General features: G+C 39.6%; 5 protein-coding genes. All 5 read left to right on the top strand.

Annotated features, from left to right (window positions below):
* Positions 1-180 (top strand): hypothetical protein (locus Q4579_RS22690; protein WP_303567213.1); only part of this gene is annotated, 180 nt, incomplete at its 5' end.
* Positions 181-225: 45 nt separating this feature from the next.
* Positions 226-1,260 carry an AAA family ATPase gene (locus Q4579_RS22695; RefSeq protein WP_303567215.1) on the top strand — a complete coding sequence of 345 codons (1,035 nt, stop codon included), beginning with the start codon at positions 226-228 and terminating at the stop codon, positions 1,258-1,260.
* A 287-nt stretch (positions 1,261-1,547) separates the two neighbouring features.
* Positions 1,548-2,117, top strand: a complete 570-nt coding sequence (locus tag Q4579_RS22700; protein ID WP_303567216.1) for a hypothetical protein — start codon at positions 1,548-1,550, stop codon at positions 2,115-2,117.
* A 132-nt stretch (positions 2,118-2,249) separates the two neighbouring features.
* Positions 2,250-2,603, top strand: coding sequence for a hypothetical protein (locus Q4579_RS22705; protein WP_303567218.1), 354 nt, complete (start codon positions 2,250-2,252; stop codon positions 2,601-2,603).
* 60 nt (positions 2,604-2,663) lie between these two features.
* Positions 2,664-3,290: ISAs1 family transposase (locus Q4579_RS22710; RefSeq protein WP_303567220.1), on the top strand; the 627-nt coding region annotated here is incomplete at its 3' end.

The following is a 3,290-nucleotide window of genomic DNA, read 5'->3' on the forward strand; positions in this document are numbered from 1 at the left end:
ACTACATGGAAAGCTTTAGTTGCAGCTAAAGCCTGGGTCTCACTTTACCCAAATTCGTGGGTTATTATCCATACAAACAATTTAAGAGTGATTCAGCACGCTTGGCATTTTTGGTTTGGATTTAGTTCAGAGTTTACGGAGGTCAAATTAAGTGCTGTGGGCGCGTGCTTCACACCTTAATTGGGCGTTATATCACTACACGGATAATTTAGATAAGGAACCCAATTGAAAAAGATCAATCCATTCAAACCACATAGCCCAGTGCCAACAGCTATGTTTGCAGGGCGCCTTGGCGAAATTGATACTTTTGAAACAGCTTTATTTCAAACAAAAAGTGGTAATCCAAGTAATCTCCTGATAACTGGAGAAAGAGGCATTGGTAAATCATCTTTGTTGACTCTGTTTAAGCCATTAGCAAATGGTGAAATTAAGTCGCCAGATTATGAAAACTTCAACTTCATTACTTTAAATGCAATTATTTCTAATGGTACAAATTTAGTAACCTTTATTAAGTTGATACAGCGAAACTTACAAAGAGAACTGGGAAAAGAAGAAATATTTCGCAAGATAATGGGGAGCACTTGGGATTTTGTTCAGAGAATAAAAGTTATGGACTCAGGCATTGAAAAGTCTGTCCAAACAAGTGATCCCGACTTAGTTATTGATGATTTTTCCTACTCTTTAGCTGAAACATGCAACAGAGTTTGTGACCCAGACAAGGGGAACAAAGCTAAAGATGGAATAGTTATCTTTATAGATGAAGCAGATAATGCATGTGAAGATTTGCAAATCGGCTATCTATTAAAAGCCACTACAGAGTTGTTACAACAACATGGTTGCAGCAAAGTAATGTTTGTTGTCGCAGGCCTAAATGAAGTCATTGAAAAACTATCTAGATCTCACGAATCTTCTTTGCGTATATTCACGCAAATAAAAGTGAAAGAGCTAAGGCCTGAAGATCGTCACTACGTTGTCGATAGAGGGATCGAAGAAGGCAATAGGTTGAATGACGATCAGACAACTGTATCTGTCGATGCAAAAAATCATATATCAACATTGTCTGAAGGGTATCCACACTTTATTCAGCAGTTTGCATATTCTGCTTTTGAAGCAAATACAGATGGAGAAATTTCTGCTGATGATGTCTTAAATGGTGCATTCGATCCAGGGGGGCAATTGATGCTATTGGGTCTCGTTATTATGCAGCTCAATATCATGAGCAGATTAAATCTGATGAGTATCGAGAAGTTCTATCAATAATGGCAGAGAGTCTTAACTCATGGATTAAAAAGAGTGAGATTAGAGAGAAGTTCACCGGAAAAGATCAAACCCTAACAGACGCATTGCAAGCTTTAACTAATCGAAAGATTATACTTAGAAATCCCTCAAAGATAGGCGAATACAGGTTGCAGCAACGAGGGTTTGCATTGTGGATTAAAATGTTTGGCGAACGGAAAAAATGATATAACAAGCGCATGTTGTCGGACTGGTTTTCCGCTTCGCTCCAAACCAGACGCAAATGCGGGCGTTAAATGCTAGGAGGCAAAATGAGAACAACGGTAATTCAGCAATTGATCGCCAGATCTCGTGGTGTGCAAGAGGCAAATAAGTTTCAATATTTCAATTTAGATTCACCTCAGCCGTTAATTGAAACAGCCAAAGATATTATGTCTACCGTACAGCCGAGTTTTGGTGCATGTGCCATGTTGAGTGCAGCATGGGCTGGCATGTTAAATGATCACTATGATATACCTGCGATTGTTGTTGCTGGAGACCTAAAAATTGAAGGTAAGCGCATTTTCAAGTGTAAGAAAAATATACCGGTCAGCGGAAACACAGAAAAATTGTTAAATCAAAAGTGGGATGGTCATTGTTGGATAGAAATAGATGGCTTTATCGGTGATCTGTCAATATTTAGAACTGCATATTCGTTAGAACATACAAGTGTGTTGAGACAGTTTATTGAATCAAATTTTGGTCTAGGGCGTGGGGCAATGCTTTCTCCAGTTGAAGATATACCTCAAGGAATGCAGTACATTCCTAAATTCGTGTTAGACGATACTCAGGTTAATGGGCTTATTGCTGGTTTAGGTTATCAACTTGAACAAGGCATTTAACAAGTGCTTCCAGTCTGACCCCAAACACTGCGCGGTTTTGGTGTTAACTCGCTGCGCTCAAATAATAACACAAACCCTGCTTCGTGTTCGGGGTAGCTGAAGCTGGCGTTAGCTAGTAAAAGGAGTATTTCAGTGATTAAACGTAAAAGAGGCTTTTTTCGAGCGGTAACTCTATATGATATTGCAGTCGATGCTCGTGATCGCACAGAAGAACACCCAGAACAAGCTCTAGTTAGTTTGATATTTGCATTCAATGCATTGGAGGCATTTATTAATGAGACTGTTACTTGTTGCAAGGTGACAATGGGGGGCCGATTCGCAGAGCATGAGAAAACATTTTTCTCTGTGATGAACGAGCTTCAAAAAAATAAAGGATCTACTCAAAACAAATTTGAACTCGGGAAGTTGATATTAAGTGGCTCTGGTTCGGAGCGTGATAAAGCACCTTACCAAGACTTCAGGGCAGGATCGCACTTTGTTAATTGACTGAACTTTTACGAATCTGCGCGATCTGATCATATAAGTTTAGTATTATATCGACCTGTCATGACCCTATTTGATCACTTAGCCCTCGTGGAAGAAAATCGTTCTCATATTAACCAACGCCATAACCTTGTTGATGTCATGTTTCTTATTTTATCCGCTATATCAACAGGTGCTGAAGGATGGCAAGACATTGAAAGATTTGGAGATTTAAAGCTTGATTGGCTGCGTCAGTATCGTGCATTCAAGCATGGAATTCCCCGCAGACATACGATTGCTCGTATTGTTGAAAGTGTTGATTGTCAAAGCCTTATGCTTGCTTTGCTGAGCTGGGTGAATCAAATGAGGGAGCGTAAACAGCAACCTTTGATTGCCTTAGATGGTAAGGCATTGAGAGGCTCTTACCATAAAAACCCAGATGATGCATTGCACTCTGTAGCTGCTTATGATGTTGATAATGGCCTATTCCTTTATCAAGAAATGACTGAAGGCAAAGGTTGTGAAATTGCAGCTGTGCGTGAAGTCTTGAATGTTCTGAATATTACTGACGCAGTGATTACTCTTGATGCCTTACACTGTCAACGCGATACATTACAGTTACTTACAAGTCGAAGCGCAGATTATGTCGTCCAAGTAAAGGCTAATCAAAAATTACTAAACCATGCTGTCAAAGAGCAATTTGCACAGGCA

It is taken from the genome of Photobacterium sp. 1_MG-2023 (genome assembly GCF_030547945.1).
Classification (GTDB): Bacteria; Pseudomonadota; Gammaproteobacteria; order Enterobacterales; family Vibrionaceae; genus Photobacterium.

Coding starts and splice junctions, on each gene's coding strand:
- Q4579_RS22700 (WP_303567216.1), top strand. CDS start 1,548: ATGAGAACAACGGTAATTCAGCAATTGATCGCCAGATCTCGTGGTGTG.